Source organism: Aliikangiella maris (assembly GCF_040719265.1).
Classification (GTDB): Bacteria; Pseudomonadota; Gammaproteobacteria; order Enterobacterales; family Kangiellaceae; genus Aliikangiella; species Aliikangiella maris.
The window spans coordinates 32684-56062 of record NZ_JBFDAH010000004.1; the positions used below are offsets into that span (position 1 = coordinate 32684).

Genomic DNA, 23379 nt, shown 5'->3' on the forward strand with positions numbered 1-23379 from the left:
TAAGAGTGACCAAGAATGATTCGTTCGCTAGTTGAGTTTTCTGTCAAAAGACGCGTTACCGTATTTATGGCTGCACTGGCTGCGGTAGCCTTTGGCTTGGTTGGTTTTTCCCGATTGCCGATAAACCTGTTACCTTCACTCAGTTATCCTTCATTAACGGTGCAAACCACTTTTCCAAATGCGGCTCCTGCAGAAGTAGAACAGTTGGTGACTCGTCCGGTAGAAGAAGTTGTTGGTGTATTAAAAGGATTAAAACAAATTCATTCGGTATCTCGCTCGGGTATTTCTGAAGTCACTTTGGAGTTTGGCTGGGATGCTCAAATGTCGAATCTGGCAATGGATATCCGTGAAAAACTGGATCGTTTGCAATTACCCTTAGAAGCCGAAGCGCCAATCGTTTTGCGTTACGATCCTTCACTCGATCCTATATTAAAATTGAGCTTGAGTGGCCATTTACCCTTAACTCAATTGCGTTTGCTTGGTGAACGAGAAGTTAAAGAAGCATTAGAGCGTATTGAAGGTGTCGCATCGGCGAAAATCCAAGGCGGCGAAGAAGAAGAAATTCATGTCGATATTAATCAGGGAAAAGTTGCTGCTATGGGTATTTCTCCGCAGCAATTGACGCAACTTTTAAGTGATTCGAATATTAATCGGCCTGGGGGCTCATTGAAAAATGAGCAAACACAATTGTTAGTTCGAACGCTTAATGAATATGATAGTTTACAAGAAATTCGTGAACTCAGAATCACTCCTCCGGGCGTTGCGGCGGTAAAACTGAGAGAAGTTGCTGAAGTTTCCTGGGCGAGCAAAGATCGCGAAGAAATCACCCGGTTTCAGGGGGTTGAAGGCGTGATGATATCGATTTATAAGGAAGGGGATGCTAATACTGTTGAAGTGGCAAATGCAGTTAAAAGTCAACTATCGCGACTCACACGTAAATTGCCGCCCAAAGCAAAATTATCTCTACAGTTTGATCAGTCACGATTTATCGAGCAGTCTATTAGCGAAGTTAAGCAGTCCTTGATGATTGGCGGATTGTTGGCAATAAGTATCTTGTGGTTGTTTTTACGTAACTTTCGATTAACAGCTATTGTAGCCACAGCCATTCCGTTGTCGCTGGTTGCCACATTTATCTTGATGTATCGCTCCGATGTATCAATGAATATTATGTCTCTTGGTGGTTTAACGCTTGGTGTTGGCATGCTGGTTGATGCTGCTATCGTGGTACTCGAATCCATTCATCGCCAGCGTGAAAAAGGATTGCCGATTATTGCTGCTGCCATTGAAGGTACGAGTGAGGTTGGTGGTGCAGTGACAGCATCGGTGCTGACCACTATTGCTGTTTTTATTCCTATTGTGTTTGTAGAGGGTATTGCAGGACAGTTGTTTAAAGATCAAGCGTTAACCGTTACTTTTAGTTTGATTACTTCATTAATTGTTTCGTTGACGCTAATTCCAATGTTGGCATCATTAGGGCAAAACAACGCATCTCAATTAAAAAAGAAAGCGCAAAAAGTACAGCAGGTTAAGCAGCAGCAAAATTCTCTGGGCCGATTCTCACGGTTATACGAAGGCGTTTTAAAGCAATCACTCCGTTTTAAGTGGCTGACTTTGATGAGTGGTTTTATCGCTTTATTTTTATCTTGGCAACTGGTTCCGCAAATCCCCACTTCATTGATTCCCCAAATGAGTGAAGGGGAATTCTATTTTGATGTCAGTTTACCTGAAGGTACAGCTTTACCGACAACAAATGATGTGATGTTGCAAATGGAAAAAATCGCGTTGGCACATCCTGGTGTAGATAATATTTATTCTTCAGTGGGTAGTCGAAATGTTAGCGGAGGGTTATCGTTAAAAACCAAGGATGAGAATTTGGCGCAAATTAATATTGTGATTAAAGATCGTGCCAATAGTCGATTAGAAGAACAGGTGATTGCTGATTTGCGCGCTGCTTACAGCCAGATACCACAAGCCGATGTACAATTTGGGCGACCTTCCTTCTTTAGTTTAAAAACACCGATGGAAATGTTGTTTTATGGCGAAGATATTGATGTTTTGCGCGAATATACAGTAAGTCTGATGCCAAAATTGGAAAAGGTAGAGGGGTTAGTTGATATTCAAGCTTCGCTTGAATTAGGCAATCCCGAATTAAAAATAGAATTCGATCGTGAAAAACTGGCTCGTCTGGGTTTTACGATTCAGCAAGTGGCAGAAACCTTACACCAGCGGATTAATGGCACTATTGTTTCTCGCTTTCAACAGCCAGACAGACAGATAGACATACGTTTGAGAAACCGGGTTATTGATAGAGACAGCGTCAATGATATGGAAAATATTATCATTGGCGAAGTCGACGGTAAGCCGGTAACTCTGAAGGCCGTTGCACAAATTGTGTCTGCTCAGGGACCCGCGGCGATTGATAGAATTCAGCAGTCTCGTGTTGCTGTCATAGCGGCCAGTCTTAAGGGACGGAGTCTTCAATCGGTTACTCAGGAACTGGCACAACTGATACAAGATAATCCACCGCCTGCGCAAATCAGCTTTGAATTTGGTGGACAAAATAAAGAAATGGAAGAGTCTTTTGGTAGCCTGCTATTTGCCGTTTTATTGGCTGTTTTTCTGGTTTATATCGTAATGGCTGCGACATTTGAGCATATGGGACACCCATTTGTTATTTTATTGACCATTCCTTTGGCCCTAATTGGAGTAATTCTGGGGCTTTATACAACAGGCTATGCTATTAGCGTAATATCGATGATTGGCGCGGTATTTTTAGTGGGTGTTGTCGTCAATAATGCGATTGTTTTAGTCGATGCTATCAATCAGTGTCGTCGCGCAGGTATGGATAAACTCGACGCGATTATTGCAGCCAGTAAGTCTCGCTTGCGTCCCATACTGATGACAACTCTGACTACTGTGTTAGGTTTGTTGCCAATGGCGATAGGCTTTGGTGAAGGTGCTGAGTTGCGCGCACCATTAGCGGTAGTGGTTTCATTTGGTTTGTTGGTTGCTACAGGGTTAACTTTATTGATCATACCTGCAACTTATCTGATTATGCCTTCGCAAGTTGTGACTGATGAAGAACTACGAAAACTTGAGCAATCAGTGGTTGATGCCGAAGAAATTGAAAGCCATCATGAACAAACAAAGACCGATCTAAACCAGATAGTAAAAGGCGCATAAAGGGGACATAATGACATTACCAGAAATTGCAGTTAAACGCCCCATTGGCACCTTAATGGTGCTTACCAGTATTTTGGTACTGGGCATTATTGCACTGCTGCGCCTGGAACTGGCATTTATGCCCGAAGTTGAAAATAAAACACTGCATGTGGTGATGGAGTATCAAAATGCTTCACCCAAAGCGATTGAGCGAATGCTGGTTAAGCCTGTTGAAGAAGCTCTCTCTTCAATGAATGGTGTCCTTCATATGTGGTCAAATAGCGACCATCGTGGTGGACGTGTCAATCTATTGTTTGGTTTTGATACTGACATGGATCTGGCAAGGGCTGAAATCCATGAGCGACTGGACCGTATAACAAGTGAATTGCCCGATGATTTGGAAAGAATTATTGTTTCGCAAAACTGGAATCCCCGAGAGTCGGGAGAAACGATTATGGAAGCGAGACTTTCATCGGGGCGAGATCTGAGTAAAAACTATAACCTGCTAGATCGCAAAATAGTCAAGCCGTTAGAGCGGATCCCAGGTGTGGCTGTGGTCACTCTGGATGGTGTTAATCCGAGAGAAGTACGCATTAATCTTAATCTGGCACAGTTAAAACGACATAACATTGATGCTCGCCAAATTTGGAAAGATATTGCACAAAATAATCAAAATACAGCGCTTGGTATATTGCGCTCTGATCAAAGCAAAATTGTTGTTCGTTCAATGGGTGAATTGGTTTCACTGGAGCAGCTCAAAAATATACCTATATCATCCTCTAAGCGATTGCCGAATGGCGTTTCAAGCTCGGGAGCTAGTGAGGCAGTTAATTTACGTTTAAGTGATTTGGCCGAAGTAACCTATGAAGAGCCGCCATTAGAATATGGTCGTCATTTGGATGGTAATTTTGCGATCGGATTAAATATTGCTAAAGAATCTTCTGCTAACACGATAACTATCGCCGATGCGGTTTATCAAAAAATTGAACAAATGCAAAGTGATCCTGAACTTGATGGGATTAATTTTCTGGTCTGGCAGGATCAAGGCAAGGAAATACGCAATACATTGGGAGATTTAGAGCAAACGGGGCAGTTTGGTGCAATCCTAGCAAGTCTGGTGTTGTTTTTATTTTTACGCAAAGTGACGGCAACGATTGTTGCTGTTGCCTGTATTCCATTTTCCCTGATAGTCGCCTGTGGGGTTATTTGGTTACAGGGTAAAACCCTCAATACAATTTCGCTACTGGGTTTAATTGTTGGATTGGGAATGCTGGTCGATAATGCCGTTGTGATTATGGAAAATATTGACCGTTTTCAAAAGAAAGGTTACGGCGGCAGGGTTGCTGCAATTCTTGGTGCCAAAGAAGTCTCGGTCGCGGTAATTACTGCAACGGTGACTTCAATTATTGTCTTCTTACCCATGATCTTTTCCAAACCTACCGAAATGAATATTATTTTGCGAGAACTGGGTATCACGATTTGTATTACTTTGTTGGCGTCTTTATTCATTAGTCAGACACTCATTCCGCTGGCTTCAACCAAGCTGCTCAAGCATTCTAAAGAAAATGTCAAATCGCCGATTATGGACACGTTACAGGAAAAATATTCGAGCTTGCTCACATTTACCCTACAGCATCGTTGGGTCGCTTTGGTTGCAGGCGCTGCAATTTTTGTATCAACCATTTATCCTTTTCAACAGATTAATTTTAATTTTGATGCCGCACCGACTCAAATGTTTGTTGGTATAAATGTTGATGTCACCGAGGCAGCATCGTTAACCGTAAAAGAACAAATTATTACTCAGGTTGAGCAGGCGCTAGAGCCCTATAAAGAAGAGTTAAATGTTAAATCCATTTATAGCTGGTGGAGTGAAGGTCGTTGTATTACCCGACTTTACATGAAACAAGGGTTTCAAAATGAAGAAGACATGAATCTGGTGCGCCGAAAACTGCCTAAAATTTTACCAGAAATTGCGGGGGTTAAGTTAACGGTGCAAGATAACGGTCCTTTCTGGAAGCGTAATAGTGGTAAACGCATTGGAATCCCGCTTGAAGGTCCCGACTCAGAAGTATTGAGCGAACTGGCTGAGCAAGCCATTTTAATGATTGAAAATGTGCCTGGATTATATGATTTTAACTCCACCGCAGAAGGCGGTAGACTCGAACTGCAAGCGCAACTAGACCGCGACCGAATGAATGATTTTGGCGTCGCTTCAAACCAGCCTGCCAGCGTTGTTGAAATGACTTTTCGAGGACGCAAACTTTCTCGTTTTCAAACCGAGGATGGCGAAGTTGATATGCGACTCTTGCTTGGTGATGAGCAAGATACTCGGATTGAAGATATTAAAAATATGCCAGTTATCAAAAGTGATGGTTCAACTGTTTTATTGGAAAGTATATCTGAGTTTGAAGTTCGCAAGGGACCAGAACGTATCAATCGTCAAAATAAAATTTCCAGTATTTGGATAGGAGCCAGGTTTGAAACGGGCAAGCGAAATGAACATTTTAAAACGGTGACTGACATTTTAAAAACGATGCCGTTGCCGGAAGGCTATACCTGGAAATTTGATAATCAATGGCGAGATGCAGAGGAAAGTCAACAGGAGTTTTGGCTGAATCTGTTACTGGCTTTAGGATTAATATATGCTGTGATGGCCGGCCTGTTTGAGTCATTGCGCCAAGCGCTGGCATTAATGATCAGTTTACCTTTTGCGCTTGCAGGGGCATTTTGGACCTTATTTTTATTTGGCGTTGATTTTGACCAGCCCGCATCAATCGCCGTGCTATTGCTGCTCGGTATTGTGGTTAACAACGGGATTGTTATGATTGAGCATATTAATTTATATCGACGCGAAGGCTGGCCGCGTCATCAAGCCATGTTACAAGGTGGTAAAGAGCGCCTTCGACCGATTATTATGACTGCTTTGACAACGCTGGTAGGGCTTATTCCGATTGTTATTCAAGAGCCATCACTCGGTGGAGTTTATTATTATTCCATGGCTTATGTCATTATGGGCGGGTTGTTATTTTCGACACTGCTAACAACATTATTTTTACCGGCAACAATTAGTTTAATTGAAGATGGTTTTGACTTAATTAAGCGTTTGTTGCTCTGGGGAGCAAAACAAATGAAAAAGCCAACTCAAAAGCTGGCTTTTCAGACAAATAGTGAAAAGTAAAATCGCTATCATTAAGTTCGAGTGTTTAACTGGTTTCGCCATAAGGCAACACCTAGCATGGCAAGTATCCATCCAAAACCAGCAGCGCCGCCGCCCGAAGATTTAGGTGTTGTTGGCGTTGTCGGAGTATTAATCGAAGTATTGAGTGGAGGATTTAATCCTGCTGCGGTATCGGTATTCCCATCGATCACCGTTATTTGATTAATAACAAGGTGAGTTTCATCAGGGTTACCGGTACCACCATAGTTTTGAAGTGGTAAACTATTAAATGCACCTGAAAAGTTATAGGTAGGTAATGCCGCAATTTGCTCAATGATTGCCATCCCATCGCCAGTAACTTCGCCAAATACAGTAAACCCGCCATTTTGTGAATCTAGTTGTGCATTGCCTTTACTATTATCGGCTAAATTAATAAACCATTGACTTGTCGCACTATTAGGCGCGCCAGAGCGTTTTGCCATCGCAATAGTGCCTTTGACATTAGAATAGACGGGTTCATTGATAACGGGGGCGTTGGTGGTAATCGCTTGTGCTGGCCAGCTGTTTTGATAACTGAATCCTCCGCCTTGAATGACAAAATCAGTAACCGAACGGTGAATGATTGAATTGTTGTAAGCCCCTGAATTGACATAATTAAGAAAATTATTGACGGTTTCAGGAGTTTTCTCATCATAGAGATTGACTTCAAAATTACCCAAAGGGGTTTCAATTTGGACAATTGTGGCATTCGCCAGTCCGCTACAAATGGCCAAGGAAAAACCGGCGACGGACATCCTTATTGTTGATTTAAGGGATTGATTTTTATTGAGTTTGTTGTTCTTCATCTTGAAATGTCATTATTAGTAAAAATTAAACGAGACATGCAGCATAACCAGCCGTTTGCCGCTGTACAAGCGCCAGTTGCAAAAATCCCAATAAGATTGACAGTTATTTACATATTGCTTTGCGCTATTTTCATTTGTGTCAAATATTAATAAACTGACTAAAATATGGGTTATTCAAGCAATAAGCATAAAACTAGTGATTTTATGCATGTTTATTCAATTAAAAACATAATTTGTGAGTGATTAACCGATTTAGGTTTTGGTTTATTGATGTATCGAGCAACAAAAAGTGATTGTCTCGTTGGTGTTTCAGCAAAAACTGTCGAGCAGAGGTTTAAGTTTTGGCAAAAATAATGGTTTTTCAGCATGTTCCTTATGAACCTCTTGGTACACTTGATCCACTGATCCGTTCACAAAGGCACCGTATTCGATACGTGAATTTTGGCCGAGAACCTAATGCTAAACCGGATATTTGTAGCTACGATGCACTTATTATTCTTGGTGGCCCAATGAATATTGGTCAAGAAGATGAGTATCCACATCTGGTAACCGAGCAGCGAGTGATTCGACAGGCAATGCAACAAGATATTCCTGTCTTGGGAATTTGTTTGGGGGCACAACTCATTGCGGCTGCGGCTGGCGCGAAAGTTTATCAGGCACCTAAAAAAGAAATTGGCTGGTACCCTATTACACCAACTCAGGCAGCACAAAATGATCCGGTGCTCGGTCATTTTGATGAGTGTGAAAATATTTTTCAGTGGCATGGTTATACATTCGACTTACCCAAAAATGCAACGTTACTTGCTACCGGTGAACAGATTGCTCACCAGGCTTTTCAATTAAAAAACAATGTTTATGGATTTCAATTTCATCTTGAAACTGACTTATCCTTAATTCAACGCTGGCTAAAGTTACCTCAACATTTAAAAGAATTGGGACTCGATAAAGCTAAAGCGCGAGTTGATTCAATTTGGCAGGAAACACATTATCGAATTGATCGATCTCTGGCATTAAGCCATAAAGTTTTTAATGGCTTTTTATCATTGTTACCGAAAGTTAACGAGAAACATCAGTTTATTCATCGAGATTTTCTCAATTAAAATTTTAGGGTTTCTCATGTGGCTATATATTAAAAAATAATTTCATGCATTAAAAACCAGTCACTGTTCTCACTTTAAAAAATAAAACATGTAATATCTTTTATTCGGGCAAAAAATGGTATTTTGTGCATTGATTGATATTGCTCACCCGTTTATTCTTCGCACCATCTTTGCAATCGCTGAAATTTAGACAACAATGCAACACAGCGTGTTGGTAGCGACTTGTATTGACTCAATTTTGATTCAACAAATCCCCGATTGTTCTTAGGGTTTCAGGCCGCCTTTTGGCGGCCTATTTTTTCTACTTAAACTTTTTCTGCTTAATCTGCTTAATCTGCTTAATCTGCTTAAATTTTAACGATTAAAACGCTGGCTGCTTAAAAATAGTAATTTCTAATGCTTGGTAAAAATGACGAGTAAAATACTTTTTCTCAATTCATTGAAGTTATATCAATTGCGTTGGCTGATTGATAAACCTTACACAAAAGGTCTAAAAGATTATTATCGTTCAGTTATAAATGTTTCGAACTGTAGTTTTTTGTGTATAAACAATATTGACAGGTAACGTTTTTATCTGTTGTTCTTCAGCGAATTTATCCAATTTTAAATTCTCATATAACCCAGTATATATTAAGGCTATTTTTTCCGTTATTATCCACAATTAAAATACGTCAATAAGTAATTATACAAAACCAGGTTTTTAATTGAAGTATAGAGCGATAAGAAACTCATAATTACTTTGGCTAATTGCGCGGGAAATATTTGATTTGGATTAAATTTTTTAAATAATTTAAACTGGTTATTTTCCTATTGTTAACTTAAATTGGGTGACTTCTACTTGTTTAAAAGTGAATTTAAAATTCTATTGGCTCATGGGGCTGGAGCAAACAAAGATTCAGATTGGATGCAACAGATGGATCAACTTATTAGCGCTAAAGATTTAACGGTCTTTCGATTTGATTTTCCCTATATGCGTCAGCGATTAATTGATGGTAAACGACGTCCACCTGATCGAATGCCACGATTAATTGATGATTTTAATCAACAAATCAAACAGCTCAAAGAAAGTCAACGGTTATTGCCTACTGATAAATTAATATTGGCTGGTAAATCTATGGGGGGAAGGGTAGCCAGTTTGTTGGCGACTGAGTCTGCGCCTGATTTTAAACTTGAATTTAAGATAAGTGGTCTAATCGCATTTGGTTTTCCTTTTCATCCTGCGAATAAGCCAGAAAAATTTAGAGGAGAACATTTAGCTCACATTAGTATTCCAACATTAATTCTACAAGGAGAACGTGATAGTATGGGTAAGCCTAATGAGATAGAAGGTCACGCATTGAGCAAACAGGTTTGTGTTGAGTATTTAGCTGACGGTGATCACAGCTTTAAGCCTCGGGTAAAGTCTGGTTTAACGCTCGCAGATAATTTGCAAACAGCTGCCGATAAAGTGGCAGATTTTATATTTACTCTAGATGACTAATATTTGCACAGCAAAGGTGTCCAAATTCAATCAAATAGTCTATTTCTATTTGCAATAATTAATGAATAATCTACTATTAGCGGTCCGATCTGTTAATTTATTCCTGTTTTTGCACACTGAGTTATTCAACTGATGTCCAGAATAATCCCTGCTATTTCTACAACCCAAAGACAAACACTTGAGCAGCGTATACGTCGCGAATTATTTTCCTGGACTAGTCTGGCTTTAATGCTTGCGCTACTTGAAGGTGGTGTCATTGGTGTATTAATTAAAAATGGATTCGAGGGACGGGTCGAGAGCTGGTTGTTAAATTTAGCGGTGGCGGTCAGTACTGGTGCGCCATTTTATTCTAACTTGATTAGTTTTGTGTGGGTCAAGTTAAGTCATGGTCGCAGCCGGACTCGATTGGTGTCTAACTTGGCACTAGTCTGCTGTGTATGTGGGCTTGGGATTAGCCAGACTACTTTTGATGAATCGGGACTTTTTGCGCTATTGATGTTTTATATTATCGCGCGAATTTGCTGGTCTGGCATATTAACAATACGTTCTGATATTTGGCGGGCTAACTATCCGCGTTATATTCGTGGCAAAGTGACTGCTAAACTGGCGACTTTGACCTCCTTGCTCATGGCCATTGTCGCAATAGCTATTGGCCAAGTACTCGACTGGCAATTTGAAGCGTTTAAGTGGCTTTATTTGAGTTTATCGGTGCTGTCGATGGTGGGGGCTTTCCGTTATCGTTATTTGGTGATGCGCGGTAGTTTAAAGCAAATTGAGCGCGAAAAATCAACGGCCAGTGGACTATCGGTTGCCAGTATTTTTCGTCTGCTGGCTGAAAATAAACCTTTTGCAAAATATTTATTGGCTATGTTTACCCTAGGCACCGGTAATTTAATGTTTATGGCACCGCTAATTGTTTACCTTAATGAATATACCGACTTAAGTAAAAGTAGCCAAATATTAATTACCACAGCAATTCCACTTTCACTTATTCCAATCGCTGTTGGTTGGTGGGCTAGATTACTTGATAACAACCATATTTTTCATTTTAGGGCAATTCATAGTTGGGGGTTTGTCTCATCTATCGCTTTGTTTTTAGCTGCACAGTTAAGTGGACTGAGTTTTCTTTATTTTGTTGGAGCCTGCTGCTATGGTATTGCTATGTCGGGTGCGGTTATTGGTTGGAATTTAGGGCATAATGATTTTGTCAGTCAAACAAAATCAATGCAATATATGGCTATTCATGTGACTTTAACTGGCGTTAGAGGACTTTTTGCGCCATTGGTCGGAATTGGATTTTATCAATGGCTAGAAGTCAATGAACTCCAAATGGGGCGGTATGCCTTGTTTTTACCTTTAAGTATTACTTTGACCGGTGCCATATTGTTTGTTGTATTTAACTATCAACATAACCGTTCAAAAGAATAAACTCTTTGAATGATAAATAATCAAAAGCGAAGTAAGTTTTGTTTACCTGTATCTTAAATGTAGATACAAATATATAGATTTAAAAATAAATTATAGACGTAAAAATATAGATACGAATTTTATTGAGTGATTTGATATTGATTAGCAAATAGCGTGCTAATTTGCAGTCTGGTTATTTAATCCGATTTATATTTAGCCAAGGCTGCAAACTCGGCTAGCAGTCGTAAGTTATCACAGTTTAAATCGCTATAATCTAAATCACTACAATCTAAATCACTACAATCTAAATCACTACAGCCTAACTCAGGAAAAAATAGAGAGAAATAATGATAGAATATTTCGTCGATTTTAAAAACGCAAATGCGCATTTATTTGAAGTTAAACTCAAAATCGCACAACCTTTGAAAAAAGGACAAACCTTTTCTCTACCTGACTGGATCCCCGGCAGCTATATGATCCGCGATTTTGCAAAAAATATCGTGACAATTACTGCTTTTGAGGAACAACAACCTGTAATACTCGAAAAAATCGGAAAAGCCTGCTGGCGAATAACCGATTCGGTTAAAGCGCTGACAATTATTTATCAAGTGTATGCTTGGGATTTATCTGTGAGAAGTGCTCACCTGGACAATCAGCATGCTTTTTTTAATGGTACCAGTTTGTTCTTAAAGGTGACTGATCTGGATGAGTTGCCACATCATGTACATTTAAATGCGTCTCCTTTGGCGATTAAAAATGCTTGGCAAGTTGCGACAGCAATGCCTGCGGTCAACATTAACACCCAGGGTTTTGGCGAATATACAAGTGAAAATTATCAGGCATTAATTGATTATCCATTTGAAATAGGTGACTTACAACAAATCTCTTTTGATGTTTTTGGTGTGCCGCATAAAATGTTTTTTACCGAAGCGCCAGCCAGAGTTGATTGGAAGCGAATAGCAAATGATGTAAAAGCCATATGTGAAACCGAAGTCAAATTCTTTGGTGATGAAAAACCGCCTTTCGAGCAGTACATCTTTATGACTTTTGTGTTGAAAAATGGATTTGGTGGGTTGGAACATCTCTCGTCAACAGCTTTACATTGTAGCCATGCCGATCTGCCATTATTAGGAGATAATCCTAATCAAATGGATGAGGGATATCGAACATTTTTAACCTTGTGCTGTCATGAATATTTTCATTGCTGGAATGTGAAACGGATTAAACCGAAAGAGTTTATTCCATTGGAACTCAATCGAGAAGTACATACGGAATTATTATGGTTTTTTGAGGGTGTCACTTCATATTATGATGAACTTTTACTCGCACGTGCAAAGGTACTCAAGCCTGAACAGTACTTGGATATGTTGGCTCAAACTATTACTCGAGTACACAAAGGGCAAGGGCGGTTTAAGCAATCTGTAGCGGCATCTAGTTTTGATGCTTGGACAAAATTTTATAAGCAAGATGAAAATGCGCTTAACGGTATTGTCAGCTATTACACCAAAGGCTCGTTGGTTGCTTTAGCGCTTGATTTTGAAATTCGGAGTTTAACAGTAAACCAACGATCTCTTGATGATGTTATGCGCCAAATTTGGATTAAGTTTGGTAAGACCAATATAGGCATTACATTGCAAGATGTTGAGCAAATTGTTGAGCAGATTAGTGGGCAATCATGCCAAGAAATCATTCAGCAATTGGTTTATTCAACCGATGATATTCCATTAACGGCGTTATTGAGTCAGGTGGGAATTAATTGTCAGTTAATTGAGCCATATTTACATAATGAAAAAGGAGGATATGTTGAGCAGCCAAAAGAAAGAAATACCGTTGCTCATTTGGGCGTATTATATACAGACGACCCAGCTGGTGTTAAAGTCAATGTTGTGCTTGAGGATTCCTGCGCAATGCAGGCTGGTTTATCAAATGGCGATCTAATTATTGCTCTCGATAATATTAAAATCAGTGCGGCGGAATTAGACAAAACGATTGCGCGAATTCCGTTGGGAGAAACCGTTATGATTAGCTATTTTCGTCGAGAGCGATTACATCATGCTGCCTGTGAGCTAACAGCTGCCTATAAAAGCGTCTGCTATTTAAGTCCTTTGGCGGAAGCTGAAAACACCTTGCTGAATAACTGGCTAAATGGCCACGATAAGATGAGTGAAAATTAATGCTGAATTAAAAAGAGTAGTTTTTGTCAGTTTATTTTTTACAATAAATGTGACTTAGTATGTCATATTATGCACAATTTATTGAGAATATTTAGCTGTTAATCAATAGTCAATAAATTTAAAAAGATTAATCAAATTAAAAAAAGAATAGAGATATTAATGAAAATTATTAGCTTCAATATTAATAGTCTACGTGCCAGACCCCATCAGCTTCAAGCTATTGTAGATAATCATTCTCCAGATATAATTTGTTTGCAAGAAACAAAAGTTGATGATACTGAATTTCCCCATGAGCTTATTGAGTCGATTGGTTACCATGTGGTTTATCATGGTCAGAAAGGTCACTATGGGGTGGCTACACTGAGTAAAAATCCTATTGTTTCGGCAATAAAGGGATTTCCCGGTGACACGCCAGAAACTCAAAAACGGGTTATAATTAGTGAACATCAAACCTCAAAAGAAAATATTTTTGTATTTAATGGTTATTTCCCACAAGGTGAAAGTCGCGAGCATCCTTTGAAATTTCCAGCAAAAGAAAAGTTTTATCAAGACCTTAATCAATACCTCACCCAAGAACAATTACAATCTCCTTGGATTATTTTGGGCGATATGAATATATCGCATACTGATTTAGATATTGGTATTGGTGAAAAGAATGCCAAGCGCTGGTTAAAAACAGGAAAATGTAGTTTTTTACCAGAAGAGCGTGAATGGTTAAATCAAATTATGGATAAAGGCTTTTATGATACTTTTCGAAAATTTAACGCAACCGTTAATGATCGCTTTAGCTGGTTTGATTATCGCAGTAAAGGGTTTTCTGATGAGCCTAAGCGTGGTTTAAGAATAGATCTGATTTTGGCGACCAAGGCACTTTATGAACTGTGTGTTGATGTGGGGATCGATTATGATATTCGTGCGATGGACAAACCCAGTGATCATGCGCCGGTATGGGCTGAGTTTAAACTCTAAAAATCTGACACCGTCAAACTCAATGAACACCAATTAACTGATGAGAAACAAATATGTCATTTCATAGTAAACTTAATAATGTTGCAGTCAGTATATTTACCGAAATGTCGATGCTGGCCAATCAGCATGGTGCGATCAATCTATCGCAAGGCTTTCCTGAATTTGATACACCCGAACTTTTAAAATCGACAGTTAATGAATTTATTGCAAGTGGTAAAAATCAATATGCACCTTCTATTGGTACGCCAGAGCTGTTAGCTCAGGTAGAACAACTTATTCATAGGCAATATGCCATGCCACTTAATCCCGGACAATCAGTAACAATCACCTCTGGCGCAACTGAAGCCTTGTGGTGTGCCATTCAAACCTTAGTGACTTCAGGAGATGAAGTTATTGTTTTTGATCCTGCGTATGATTCTTATGAACCGGCAGTTGCGTTAGCTGGTGGGCGTTGTATTCACATTCCGATGTTAGCACCGGATTATAAAATTGACTGGCAACAGGTTGAAGAGGTAATTACCAATAAAACCAAGGCAATAATTATTAACAGTCCACATAACCCAACAGGTACACTGTTAACTGAGCAAGATATGCAAACAGTTGAAAAACTGGTTTGGGAAAATGATTTATATTTAATTAGTGATGAAGTTTATGAGTTTATCACTTTTGATGGAAGGCAGCATGAGAGCGTATTACGTTTTCCAAAATTATTCGAACGTTCTTTGGTGGTATCTAGTTTTGGTAAAACTTTTCATTGTACAGGATGGAAGCTTGGTTATTGTACTGCGCCACCGGAATTAACCGATGAGTTTAGAAAAATACACCAGTATGTGACTTTTGCCAGCTTTACGCCTGCTCAGCTTGGTATCGCCAAAATGTTGCAGCAAGAACCGTCACATATTACTGAACTTGCCGGGTTTTATCAAAGCAAGCGAGATTGCTTGGTAAACGCACTGCAAGACTCTCGATTTAAATTGCTTAATTCACAAGGGACCTATTTTTTGTTGGTTGATTACAGTGAAATTTCACAAAAGTCAGACCGAGATTTTTGTCATTGGTTAACAAAAGAAAAAGGCGTAGCTGCGATACCTTTAAGTCCTTTTTATGAAAATCAAACATCAGATAAAATTGTACGCTTATGTTTTGCTAAAAATGAGAATACACTGCTAAATGCTGCGGAGAAATTATGTCAACTTTAACTATAGCTGCGGTTCAAACTAATATTCAATGGCTAGATAAAGCTAAAAATCTCGCTAATCTTGCAGAAAGATTAGACTCTATCAAGTCGGCAGATTTAATTGTATTGCCAGAAACATTTTCTACTGGCTTTGGAATGGATGATGAAGCAATTCAAGAGCCACAACAAAGTGGTATGGTATATGAGTGGATGCAGCAGCAATCAATTAAACATAATGCTGTCATAGCGGGCAGTGTTTTTGTTGAAGATGCGGGACGAAAACGCAATCGTTTTTACTGGATATACCCAAATGGAGAGACTTATTTCTATGACAAGCGGCATTTATTTCGCTTAGGACATGAAGAACAATATGTTAATCCGGGTACAAGCAGAGAAGTTTTTGAAATTAACCAAATCCGCATTTTGCCTCAAGTTTGTTATGACCTGCGTTTCCCTGTATGGTCACGAAACCGACAAGATTATGATGTAATGGTTAACGTAGCAAATTGGCCTATTATGCGGCGCGATGCATGGGATACTTTATTGAAAGCTAGAGCAATGGAAAATCAAGTTTTTGTTGTTGGTGTTAACCGAGTTGGTTTAGACGGAAAAAATGTTGACCATTCTGGAGGTACGGCAATTTATGACTTTTTAGGCCGAGCTATTGTTTCAGCAGAGGATAATCAGCAACAGATTATTCAAATGACTATTGATATTGACGAACTCAAAGCTTTTCGCCAAAGTTATCCTATGCTAAAAGATGCCGACGACTTTGAGATAAAAATATAATTGTAAATAATAAGACTTTTTAATCAATTACTATCGTTATACAATTTAGCTGCTGCATATTAATTAATTCTGCGAACTTGATTAATACAAGCGAGTTCGTTCAGATAGCACCATATCAACAAATATTAATTAAACAGGTTGAAAATATTTAAGTAAAACTTTCTACAACGATCAACGGAGTGTTTGATGAATTCAAAAGAAAGGGAAGTAATGTTGCTGGCTGTTTTTATTTTACTGGTTTTTACTTATATACTTACCCATCAATTACCGTCCTATTTTAATGAGCAGTCGGTTTCAAAAAAATGTCACACACATTTTAATGTGGCGGATTCAAATAATAAGAATAACGAATAAGTAATCTTTATCTCAATGATTCCGAAACTTAACCTTATTTATCTTATTTTAGAAAAAACTCTTTATAAGAAAAATACTGTAACACATCAACTGGTTAAGTTTCGGCATTATTAGTAAAAATTAATAATTATCGATCTGTAATTATTATTGATGACTTAAATAATTAGCATCCAAGACTCGAAGTTAATCCACCTGTTCTGCCTTCAACCGCTGACTCTTTATATCCAGGGAGTGAAGGCATGATGTTCAGCTCTGCTCGCTGTTCAACTTCATCAACAGTGACTTCTCTAGAGCAGAAGTTTGCATATCGACTTAAGTTTTGTTCCATAATAAAAGCTGAGGCTTCAACCCAACCATTATTAACGGTGATTACAACTTTAAAATATCCCGAAGGGATACGATGATATTCATCTGCACGTGGCAATTCGTTAAAATACCATTCATAAAGAGGACCGGTAACCACATAAACATCTTGACCTGTTCTGGCCAAATCTCTAACCGCTACTTCTAAATCTACCCAAGCACCTTGATTTAAATTGGATGATTGTGGCGTAATGTTTGACAAGTAATTAGTTTGTGACCAATAGGCGGTGTTGCTAAATGAAGCTAAGGGAACTTGATGGCCTCTATCAGTATTAATTCCAGCATGTGCATCGTTATAGTCTGCTGGTTCAAGTGTTTTACTTGCGCTAATACTTGGATCTGATCTCCACGTTCGTGAACGACTAGGACCATCGATAGTTACTTGAGTTACCTGATAAGCAGTCCAATCCGCAAACTTGGTTGTCGCATTATTTTGCAGTGTATAAATTGGTCGATTAATTATTTGACCTGATTTACCTGAAGGACATCCATAAACACAATTTCCAGCAAAAGAAGATTGACTGAATAAAATTATTCCTAAAGCAAAAATAAAACTAAAATATTTTTTCACAAAAAATTCTTCTGATTATTAAGTGTCGGGCGATGGGATATTGAAAAGATTAGATTGTTCGTATGACAAAAATGTTTAATCGGTTAGATAAGTTTTGATATGAGATGCATAGCGCAAAATGATAAAAAATAAAGGCTTATATAATTATTTAAAACTTAATTTGCTCGTCAAATTAATCTGATAGTTGCGATTGATTTTGAAGCAATTACCAAAATATTGTTAGATGAGTCATCCTGATGGTCAAGCTGGTGAAATGTATGATTGTTTAAGTTTTTTAAGTTGAAAATATTTATTTGAATTATAAATAAATCAATAAATTGATAAGCGATAAAAAAGGATTAATGCCATAAAAACAGAACTAAATAGTAGTTGAATATACAGAGGAGGAGAGGTAGAATTATCGCAAAATGAGGCAGGCTATCTAATATCATTGTCGATGTTCTTTTAGTTTGCTTAGGTTTTAAGCTGGTTGACCTTAATATACCGATTGAATTTAATAAATCAATTTAAAGAAAATAGGTCAGTATCATTTAAGCTGCAAAACTTAACCAGTTGGTTTAACTTGAAATATTTTTTCAATAAAATCTATAACTGTAAAAGGTTATATTCATAAAAAGCTAAACACATAAAATCAACATTATTCATCTCTAACACACCTCTACTTCAAGGATTGATGAATTAATTAAGAATTTACGTAATTTCTGTCATAAAACAAAATAAGTTCGAGCTGTCATTTTAACGGGTCAATGAAGACTTACCTGTAAAAGGTGTCGATTAGTAATGACCAGTAAATATGGAACAATAGCTACATTGGAGAGCGCTATGAAACTTTCACTGTTAATCGGAACCACTCTGGCTGCTTTTATGAACTTGTCGGTTCAAGCAAATAATACTCATTCGAGTAAAACCAAACCAAATTCACGCTTAACTTCTGCAACTGTTACCAATCAATCTTCAGAAGTCATGATGGTTGATGAATACAGTTGGCTGAGCCGGCTTGCGGCAGATACACCGCCTGTAGCTAGTGACTCGACTCACCAGATTGAATTGTCAACACAAACGGCGATTCGGGTAACTGCATCAGATGCTGATGGGGATTATCTGACTTATCATCTCGTTGCGTCCCCCGCTAATGGCAGCCTTAGTGGTTATGGACCGGTTTATCAGTATACACCTGCGGCAGGATTCCTAGGCATTGACTCATTTGAGTATGTGGTGAGTGCCGGAAATCAGTTTTCGAATCGAGCAACAGTAACCTTATTGGTGGGGGATTCTGCTTCATCCAATCATGCGCCACAAATCACCAGCACGCCTTCTTTATCGGTGAATGAAAGTGAGTATTATCAATATCAAGTTGTCGCAACTGATGAGGACAATGACAGTTTAAGTTTTCAATTAACCAGTGCGCCAGAAGGCATGACGATTAACGAAAACAGTGGGTTAATTGAGTGGATGCCAACAGGGGTTGATGCTGGAGAGCACTCGGTAACGGTGGTGGTATTAGACAGCCAAAATGGCAGTGATAGCCAAACATTCAATTTAATGGTCAATGATTTACCACAGGCACCGGTAATAGTCAGTGAACCGATTGATTATGCTTATGTGGGTATGGACTATGAGTATCAGGTTGAGGTGCAAGACTTCGATATTAACGATTATCTGACTTACGAATTATTAAAATCACCAGCTAATATGATGATTGATTCCGTCAGTGGATTAATTCGCTGGACGCCATCAAACAGTGATTTACAAACTGAAGCGGTGGTTGTTTTAGTCAGCGACAGTACTGGGTTAACCGCGTTACAGTCTTATTACCTAACACTGAATGTTGCCAGCAGTGAACCGCCTAGTAGTTATGATTCGGTTTATCAGGTTGATGCGCAGTCAGCGACTTCTATTCGTGTTAGAGCATTAGATAGTCAGGGCAATTATCTGACATATCATATTCAACAATCCCCTCAATACGGGAGCTTGTCTGGTTACGGGCCTGTTTATACCTACACACCAGGACCTGATTTTAATGGCAACGATAGTTTTACCTTTGTCGTGAGTGCGGGTAGCTTTATTTCTAACACGGCAACGGTTGAGTTAAAGAGTGTATTAAATGAAGCGCCACACATCATCAGTAAACCGGCATTAGAAGCAACTATCGATAGTGAATACCAATATTCAATGGTTGTCGTTGATGATTCAAGTCCATTGAGTTATCAGTTGATTAGCTCGCCACAAAATATGTTAATTGATAGTCATAGTGGATTAGTGAGTTGGGTTGCTGATGCTTCACAACTTGGAACACACCGTGTAGCGGTTATGGTTGATGATGGCTTGGGGAAATTAAGTACTCAATTATTTCACCTAAATGTAGTTGAGCCTGAAGTGCTAGATGATGACAATGATGGCGTGCTGAATGAAGATGATTTGTGTCCAGGGACTCCGATAGGAGAAGCGGTTAGCCCTCAAACGGGTTGTACACGAAATACGGATTCAGATGCGGATGGTGTGAATGATATTGATGATGCATTTCCGTTGGATGCTGCTGCTTCAAAAGATAGTGATGGTGATGGTTATCCAGATGAATGGAACGAAGGACATGATCAAAATACAACTACAACAGGGTTAATGCTAGATCAATTTCCTTTAGATGCTGCAGCTTCCGTTGATAGTGATAATGACGGTTATCCTGAAAGTTGGAATGAGGGTTATGACCAATCATCAAGTACAACTGGGTTAGTGTTGGATGTTTATCCTGATTCGCCTTGTTATTTGAGAGAGCATGGTGATGGTCTTTCTTGTGGGTATATTGAATATTATTACAATCCAGTTAAGACCGTGAGTGATGACAAGACAATTTATTTGCTCGACACTTCCCGCTCAACAGTCCACCGTTGGTTGATAGATGAAAGTTTTTATACTAATCCTATATTTGTTGGATTGCCGGGAGAGCTTCACAACATATCACCGGCAACGATGGTCTACTCTGCTGCACATAATCGTCTATATCTTGGATATGAAACAGGAACAATTACCTATATTGATTTACTAGGAAATTTGACAGAAAAATATTTAGCCAGTGTTTCCACCGAAGACGTTATCGATCTTGTTGCTGCGGGCAATTACTTACTGGTTCAAAGTAGAGTTGACGAAACTGATTGGCACCATACTTTTGATAAGTCTGGCGCATTAGTTGATAGTAAAAATGTAGGTAAAATTATTTGGGGACACGAATGGAGTGAAGTAAATTCTAAAGTTTATTTTTATAGGTTTGAGCCATTTTATTCCGGTTTTACCGTTGAAACAATTGATCAAAGCACAGGCGCTATTTTATCGAATGAGATAGCTGGAGCAAACGCATTGAGCTATCCATTATCCGTTTCGTTTAATGGTCAATATATTTTAGATGCAAGTGGATATGTTTATACTGAAAAAGATTTAACCCAAGTAAATGAGTCTTATTATTACAGGCATGAATTCTCAAAGTGGCTTGCCGATGGGACATTTATTAGTGTTCAGAATTCTAGTTTTAATAATATAAATCGTTATTTACCTTTTATTGATTATTCATTAGAAGAGAAAGCTTTTACAGGTAGTTTGGAAGGTGTATTTGGCGATGTAGATAAGTTAGTTATCGTTAGTTATGAAAATAGAGAAGTTAATTTTATTGATTACTTACCAAATAATGATTTCGATGGGGATGGCGTCGTTAACACACACGATGCATTTATGCTAGAACCATCTGCCTCAATTGATAGTGATGGTGATGGGTATCCCGATCGATGGAATGATGGTTATAACGAAGGTCAGTATAGCGACATAACTTTAGATGCATTTCCATTTGACCCCGCAGCCTCACTTGATGATGACAATGATGGTTATCCCGATAGTTGGAACGAAGGGCATGATGAAAGTACGAGTACAACAGGATTAATCCTAGACATATTCCCTGATGACCCCGCTTGTTATTCAACAGAACATGACAGAAATGGTGTTTGTGATTATGAAGAGGCGATTCCTGATTTTATACCTGATGAAGTAACAAGTGATGGTGAAATTATTTATTTGTTAAGCAAAGAGAATCGACTGATTTATCGATGGTCGATTTCTGAGGCCACTTATATCAAACCTTTGTCGGTTGGTATTGTGAAAAATACGACTAAAGAGTTTCCATTATCAATATCGTATTCAACAGCGCATAATCGATTGTACCTTGGCTATCGTTCTGGTGAGGTGCATTATATCAATGTTGCTGAAGACCTCGTTGAGCAAAGCTTTTTAGAAATTGAATATGATATTGTTAGTTTGCTCTCTATAGGTGAAATTCTTGCTATCAAGGAATATTATGATTTTGGTTATGGCGATGAGATTCATGTTGGTACGTATACTGAATCGGGCCAATATTTTGGTCGGAGTGATAGCGGCTTACTTGATACAGGTGATTACTACTTATATGATGAAAACTATTCTAGAATATATTATTTTAAAGATGCTTCTGGGGCATATCTTAATTTTAATTTTCAAGAAGTAGATTTTTCATCAGAAATGATTAGTCATTCTGTTAGCATAATGGATTATCGATATTTTGATTATGTGCCACCTATCTCAATTTCCAGCGATGGTAATTTTATTTTGCTAGCTGATGGAGAAGTTGTTGAAACTGGTCGGTTTACTAAAATTAGTAACTTGGGGACTTCTATTGATCATTCCCAATGGATAAACTCACTATTAGTTACCGTACAAAATCATCAGTCTACTTTTAGTATAAGTTTTTGGGAAACCGAAAGTTACTCATCAATTGGCTCAAATACTTTTGATGGGCAAGTTATTAACTTGATTAAATATGAAAATGGTTTGGTTCTTCTTAAAAATATTAATGGTGATGTGAAAATTACCAATATTAATTTTGAAGATAAGGACAATGATGGCATGATTGGCTGGTGGGAGTGGCTTTACTCATTAGATGATCAAAATGCAGCGGATGCATCTGAAGATTTTGATAACGATGGGTTAATTAATTTAGCAGAATTTAATGCGCTATCATCGCCTGTTGCGCAAGATACTGATAGCGACGGTATTAATGATGCTGATGAAGTTAACTTTTATCTCTCCAGTCCTTACTTAACCGACTCTGATTTTGATGGGTTGCCTGATTGGGATGAAATTAATATATTTGAATCGTTACCCAACTTATTTGATAGCGACGGTGATGGATTCAGTGATTACCATGAAGAAATTTGGGCCCAGTCAGATGCAAATAGTATTGACTCGGTTCCAGAGCATCTTATGCATACACCAGGTTTCTATGAAATAGCACTTGTTGAGGTTGACCCTTATGAGGGACCTAAGCTTTCACCAATTGTGTATCAAGATAAAAAGAAAAGTACTAATTGGAAGATTGATTTGAATGAAAGTTCACAGAATGACTATTCAATTCGTTCGGGTGGGGCTTACGGTGATGAGTATAGCGCCATAAAAACCACCTTGAATGTGCCTGACGGATATTTACAGTTTTCAGCAAAAGTGGATAACTGGATGATTTGGAATTATTGTTGTAATCAACTCGAGGTGTTTGTAGATGGTGAGCTTCAATTAACGATAGATTCAGGCATGGAGCAATATTACAATATTCCGCTTTCAGAGGGGATTCATAAAATTGAGTGGCGTTATTCTCAATATTCTGGGATGTATATTTTTGGTGGAGCTGCTTGGTTGAAGGATAAAATCTATTATGTGATTCCACAATCTCTGCCACAATAATTATTGGCTAAGTCACTTAAGCGCTGATCTATTTTTGATTTGAATAGATCAGCTTTGTGTTATTTTTGTTAGTTTAACGG

12 protein-coding genes are annotated in these 23379 nt (G+C 38.5%); 10 read left to right on the forward strand and 2 right to left on the reverse strand.

From position 1 onward, the window contains the following. Positions 1 to 15: 15 nt before the first annotated feature. Entirely contained in the window at positions 16 to 3183 is a 3168-nt protein-coding gene (locus ABVT42_RS04640) for an efflux RND transporter permease subunit (protein ID WP_353873916.1), read from the forward strand. A 10-nt stretch (positions 3184 to 3193) separates the two neighbouring features. Then, on the forward strand, positions 3194 to 6340 hold the full coding sequence (locus ABVT42_RS04645) for an efflux RND transporter permease subunit (protein ID WP_353873914.1): 3147 nt from the start codon (positions 3194 to 3196) through the stop codon (positions 6338 to 6340). Positions 6341 to 6351: 11 nt separating this feature from the next. Here ABVT42_RS04645 and ABVT42_RS04650 read toward each other — a convergent pair whose 3' ends face one another. Beyond that, on the reverse strand, positions 6352 to 7164 hold the full coding sequence (locus ABVT42_RS04650; RefSeq protein WP_353873913.1) for a peptidylprolyl isomerase: 813 nt from the start codon (positions 7162 to 7164) through the stop codon (positions 6352 to 6354). A gap of 341 nt (positions 7165 to 7505) precedes the next feature. On the opposite strand from ABVT42_RS04650, the gene ABVT42_RS04655 reads away from it, so the two are divergent. The 7 genes from ABVT42_RS04655 (at position 7506) to ABVT42_RS04685 (ending at position 16260) form a co-directional block, all read left to right on the forward strand. Then, complete coding sequence (locus tag ABVT42_RS04655; protein ID WP_353873912.1) at positions 7506 to 8264, forward strand: glutamine amidotransferase-related protein; 759 nt, start codon at positions 7506 to 7508, stop codon at positions 8262 to 8264. An 838-nt stretch (positions 8265 to 9102) separates the two neighbouring features. Beyond that, positions 9103 to 9744: an alpha/beta family hydrolase gene (locus ABVT42_RS04660; RefSeq protein ID WP_353873911.1), complete on the forward strand. Its 642-nt coding sequence runs from the start codon at positions 9103 to 9105 to the stop codon at positions 9742 to 9744. Positions 9745 to 9876: 132 nt separating this feature from the next. After that, the gene (locus ABVT42_RS04665; RefSeq protein ID WP_353873910.1) at positions 9877 to 11172 is read left to right on the forward strand and encodes an MFS transporter; all 1296 of its coding nucleotides are present in this window, start codon (positions 9877 to 9879) and stop codon (positions 11170 to 11172) included. A 326-nt stretch (positions 11173 to 11498) separates the two neighbouring features. Continuing rightward, positions 11499 to 13325 (forward strand): M61 family metallopeptidase, encoded by a 1827-nt coding sequence (locus ABVT42_RS04670; RefSeq protein ID WP_353873909.1) that lies wholly within the window; start codon positions 11499 to 11501, stop codon positions 13323 to 13325. 159 nt (positions 13326 to 13484) lie between these two features. Further along, positions 13485 to 14294, forward strand: a complete 810-nt coding sequence (gene xthA / locus ABVT42_RS04675; protein ID WP_353873908.1) for an exodeoxyribonuclease III — start codon at positions 13485 to 13487, stop codon at positions 14292 to 14294. 53 nt (positions 14295 to 14347) lie between these two features. Continuing rightward, a complete protein-coding gene (locus tag ABVT42_RS04680; protein ID WP_353873907.1) occupies positions 14348 to 15493 on the forward strand; it encodes a methionine aminotransferase in 1146 nt (381 codons plus the stop codon). Next, positions 15481 to 16260 (forward strand): amidohydrolase, encoded by a 780-nt coding sequence (locus tag ABVT42_RS04685; protein WP_353873906.1) that lies wholly within the window; start codon positions 15481 to 15483, stop codon positions 16258 to 16260. Before ABVT42_RS04680 ends, ABVT42_RS04685 begins: the two co-directional genes overlap by 13 nt. Positions 16261 to 16777: 517 nt before the next feature. On the opposite strand, the gene ABVT42_RS04690 is transcribed toward ABVT42_RS04685, so the two are convergent. Continuing rightward, positions 16778 to 17548: a DNA/RNA non-specific endonuclease gene (locus ABVT42_RS04690; RefSeq protein WP_353873905.1), complete on the reverse strand. Its 771-nt coding sequence runs from the start codon at positions 17546 to 17548 to the stop codon at positions 16778 to 16780. 822 nt (positions 17549 to 18370) lie between these two features. Between ABVT42_RS04690 and ABVT42_RS04695 the strand changes: the two genes are divergently transcribed. Then, on the forward strand, positions 18371 to 23299 hold the full coding sequence (locus ABVT42_RS04695; RefSeq protein ID WP_353873904.1) for an Ig-like domain-containing protein: 4929 nt from the start codon (positions 18371 to 18373) through the stop codon (positions 23297 to 23299). Positions 23300 to 23379 lie beyond the last annotated feature (80 nt).